This is a genomic window from Chroococcidiopsis sp., assembly GCF_051657925.1.
Classification (GTDB): Bacteria; Cyanobacteriota; Cyanobacteriia; order Cyanobacteriales; family Chroococcidiopsidaceae; genus Chroococcidiopsis.
Genome location: NZ_JBOFLP010000267.1, coordinates 1 through 4543, shown reverse-complemented (window position 1 = coordinate 4543; position 4543 = coordinate 1). Strand labels below are relative to the sequence as shown.

The 4543-nt window shown below is 43.4% G+C and carries 4 protein-coding genes; 3 read left to right on the top strand and 1 reads right to left on the bottom strand.

Annotated features, from left to right (window positions below; translation table 11 throughout):
- Nucleotides 1-255, top strand: a 255-nt coding sequence (locus tag ACRC32_RS22145) for a response regulator (protein ID WP_438556002.1), incomplete at its 5' end; no start/stop codon positions are given.
- A 106-nt stretch (nucleotides 256-361) separates the two neighbouring features.
- On the opposite strand, the gene ACRC32_RS22140 is transcribed toward ACRC32_RS22145, so the two are convergent.
- On the bottom strand, nucleotides 362-2713 hold the full coding sequence (locus ACRC32_RS22140) for a response regulator (RefSeq protein ID WP_438556001.1): 2352 nt from the start codon (nucleotides 2711-2713) through the stop codon (nucleotides 362-364).
- Nucleotides 2714-3368: 655 nt separating this feature from the next.
- Here ACRC32_RS22140 and ACRC32_RS22135 point away from each other — a divergent pair.
- Entirely contained in the window at nucleotides 3369-3647 is a 279-nt protein-coding gene (locus tag ACRC32_RS22135) for a hypothetical protein (protein ID WP_438556000.1), read from the top strand.
- A 187-nt stretch (nucleotides 3648-3834) separates the two neighbouring features.
- Nucleotides 3835-4543 (top strand): hypothetical protein (locus tag ACRC32_RS22130; RefSeq protein WP_438555999.1); only part of this gene is annotated, 709 nt, incomplete at its 3' end.

Genomic DNA, 4543 nt, shown 5'->3' with positions numbered 1-4543 from the left:
TCTGATATTGGAATGCCGAATGAAGATGGATATAGTCTAATTCGGCGAGTAAGGGCGCTTAGTGCCGATCTAGGCGGACAAATTCCCGCCGCCGCCCTCACAGCATATGTTACAGATAAAGAACAAAGGGAGTCGCTAGAGGCAGGTTTTCAAAAGCATATTGTTAAACCAGTCGAACCAGAGCAATTAGCAGCAATTGTTGCCGAGCTTGCTGCTTTAAGCTCCAATACTCGGATCGGGCAAGATCCCCCCTAGCCCCCCTTTTTAAGGGGGGAACTCTCGCCCCCTTTTTAAGGGGGTTGGGGGATCTTCAAGATCTATGCATCACAAATCTATGCATCACAAATAGAAAAGTGCTGCTTTAAGACCAACTTGATACCTGACCTCGCCCTCCTGCCTTGGCTACGTAAAGTGCTGCATCAGCACTACGATAAAGTGCTGGCAAATCTGCACCATCCTCTGGGTACTCAGCTATGCCTCCACTAAAACTGACTCGAAATTTTTCGCCACTAGCACCAGTAAACTCTTGCTGATGCACGATTTCTTGTAACTCTGTCAGTCGCGCCATAGCCTGCTGACGAGTTGCATCGTATAAACCGACAACAAATTCCTCGCCACCCCAACGAGCGATCGCATCTTCACCACGAAAAGTCTGTTGCAATAATGCCCCAAATTGCCTGAGCACGCGATCGCCAACTTCATGACCGTGGCGATCGTTGACGAGCTTAAACCGATCCAAATCTAAGATGATAAAACATAAAGGTTGACTTTGGCGCTTGGCTAAACGCAACAATTGATTTAATTCCTGAATAGCTTTGCGCCGATTCGCAATACCCGTCAAAAGATCGGTGTCTGCTAATTTATGTAAAGTCTGCGTTCGTTCCAGCCGATTCAGTACGCGAGCGATTAATTGCGCTCCCAGAATTGGCTTATTTATGTAATCATCTGCACCCGCTGCAAACACCCGATCCACAGTTGCTGCATCAGTGTGAACCGAAAGAAACAGCACGGGCAATTCACACCACTGAGGATCGCTCCGCACCACCTGGCATAAGTCAATGCCGCTTAATTCTGGCATTTCTACATCCAGAATTAATAGATCGGGATTGTACCGCTCTAACTTGTCCCAAAAATGCCGCGGGTTATCTACTAGGGCTAGCTTGAATCCCCAAGGTTCTAGTACAGTGCGGAGAATGTCTAACGTCTGGGGGTCATCGTCTACAACTAAAATTTTCGCGGCAACAATGTCAGACTGGCTCAGCACCCGATCGATTGCTGTCAAGACTGAAACAGGAAACACGGGTTTGGACAAAAAAATCCGTCCCCCTAGACGAGCTACTTCGATCCGATTGGCAAAATTATCCTGCGCTGCCAACACTAATACTGGTAAGTGCCGATGATTGGTTTTTAACTCTGTCAACAGGTTTAAACCGTTCTCAACTGAGCGATCGAAGCAGAGATCGAGCAGTACCACATCTGGGCAATTTTGGGCGATCGCCTTTCTAGCTGCGGTTAGGTCTGTAACCAATTCTGCTTGAATTCCCCAGATCGTTGCTTCCGAAATTAACTGTTCGCCCAATTGGGAATCATTATCTACAATTAACAGTCGTCTTTGCTGCTTGACGGTAGCGAGCGATCGCTCGGCTAACTCTTTAGTTGCGGCTGGTAGTTCCAGTTCTTGCCGCAACGCTACAACTAATTGAGTGAGATGTCTAGCTTCTAGGCTTGATTCGACTCCAGCCCGAAAAATTTGCTCGATCTGGCGACAGATTTGGCTAGCTTTAGTTTTACTGAAGCTAGCTAACGATCCAATCAGCAAGTGGGCTTCCGCTCGTGCCTGTTGTCCTAGTTCTGGAGTCAGTTTACCCTGCTCCAGGGTCGCGATCGCTTGTTCTAGAGTTGCGATGCGATCGCTGTACTTGTGCTTATACCGCTCCCAAATAGCAACTCGTGCTGGCGCAATTTGTTGCTTTACTGTAGTTACAGGAGCGATCGCCGCACTTGGGGAGTGAGTTGTTGCTGTAGCCTGACTCTTCACTTCATCTTCCCCTAATTTGAGCCGATACCCCAGCCCGTAAACTGTCTCAATTGCGTCCGCCCCAGCTTGCTTGAGTTTTCGTCGTAAAGCCTTAATATGCGTCCTCAGAGTATTCTCTGAAGGGATTTCTTCATACGACCAGAGATGCTCTAGCAAGGCTTGTTGGCTAAATATCCGGTGACTGTTGCGTAAAAGCAGCTCTAGTAAAGCATATTCCTTAGCAGTCAAGTGTAACAATTGCCCGTCGCAAGTTACCCTACAGCTATTGGAGTCAAGAGCGATCTTTCCCGCTTCGATTACGGAGGAGAGAGCCGAACTACCTCGACGCAGCAAAGCACGTATCCGAGCTAATAACTCATAAGGATCGAAAGGCTTGACAACATAATCATCAGCTCCTGCTTCTAACCCCATAATTTTACTGGTGTTGCTGTCCAAAGCTGTCAAAAGCAGAACTGGAGTGCAATCTTTGCGATCGCGTAGCTGCCTGCAAAAATCCAGTCCATCCAGCTTAGGTAACATGATATCCAACAAAATTAGGTCATAAGTAAACGCACCTGCCATTTCTAGCCCAATCCGACCATCCATCGCCAGCTCGACTAAGTAATGTTGCTCTATAAGGGTGGTTCTCAATATTTCAGCCGTACCCTCATCATCTTCTACCAACAGAATTTTCATCGGCGGCTACTTGGTGATATTGGTGATATCTGTTACTTTGAAGCTATATCTTTAGGACGATTGTTAGGAAAATTATTCAGCTTTTTATATTATCTCCTAACCTCTCCACAAAATCTCCACTTACTTCCCTTACAATCGAAATTAGCAAAATTTAGGACTGAGTTATCGACTGGACTTGACTGCGGACATGGTTGAAAAATTCTAGTCAACCGAACTGACTTCATCTGAATCTACTAAGAATCGCTGACAGGAGATAGCAAAATGAATTGTTCTCCAGATTGATTAGTGCCAGCTTAGGAATGTAACTCTTTGGAAAGAGCGATGAGAAATACCAAAGGAAAAATCGATAGACATAATAAGCTGGTTGAAACATCTAGTAGCAAAAACGAGGATTTTGATTTTGATTCGTGGGCTATCCAAGTTAGAAGCCAGTTACTTGCTGCTCTGAAAAGAACAGCAAAATGACAAGCAGCAATTTTTTTTTGACTAGCTTGTTAAGTAGAAAAATATAGCCTAACTACCTAGTCTTCAAAATTCTCTGCTCTCGAAAATACATTTTTTGTCACCAAATATTCTACTTCGGCTACTGCATTATGCTTCAGATAATTGAAAATCGCTCGTTTTAGGAGCTACGCAGTTATTCATCAGGGTAACAATGTCTAATAAAATAGCCACTTTTTATGACGATAGTTTGACAAAAGAATCTCAAAATCTAAACTTAAGCGATTCTCACGAACTATTGAAGCTTGAAGAAGAAATAGAAATTTTACGCGAACAAGTTGAGAGTTCTAGGCTATTACTGCATCAGCAAAATCAGACAATGCAAGAGATTGTCCAAGAGTTGCTCGATACAAAACATGAATTGATGCGGACAAATCGTGAGTTGTGCATTGTATTGCAACCAAGTTGTAAGCATAACTTCCGAGCGAGCTAAAAATTAACTAAAAAGATTTTTGGTAAGTGAGAAATCGATCGAGAATATTTTAGCTAAATTTTGAGAGCGATATACATGACTCTCCGATTAAACCAGAACAATTGTAGTCAACATACAGAATAGGTTTGAGCGTCAAAACCTAACGTTACTGTAACTATAGAAACTGTACTATTACGAGAAAACGATCGTGCTAGAAAATTTTGAAGCAAAAGTCAAAAAAATGCCTTTACCGGAAGTTATTCAAGTGTCCGCCTCGCAGCCAGCTTTGATTTTAAATGAAAGTTCGCCGCTGACTTTAACGCTAAGTTGGCAGCAAGTTTTAGCAAAAATTAGCGATGCTTTAATTGCTGGAAACGCTGTTGAAGTTCTCAAGCTATTATTTTGCCATCTGGATTATATTCAACTCAATCATAATGCTGTCAACGATCTCTGTCATCTCGTTAGGCAACCAGTCGCGCCAAATGCGATTAGAGAAATCGACGCTCAGCTCGATTCATTAAAAAAGTTAATGGATAAATATCTGAAACATCCTCAAACAAACACGCTACTACTTAATCACTTGATATATGAATCTAGTTGTGTCATTCAACAATTAAAAAGTTTAGATATTGTTGGCGTGGGAGCCTTGATGCTAGCTTCAGGTTTTCGCTTAGCACTGCTGCTTCAACTACCTGCATCAGATTGCAATGCCTGGAGGCGGATTAAGCTTGCGGCAGTTGAGGATGGTGACTATGCCTTCAGTGTAACTCCTAAATTATTTAGATTGACTGTCGGTCAGATTGATAAATCGTGTCAGTGCATCAAGTGGTCGTCAGCATCTAAATTTGAAGAGAGCAGTACACAGTATGAATGTCGTTATTTTGATGGTAAGGACGTTCATCTCTTTCGTTCCAGTA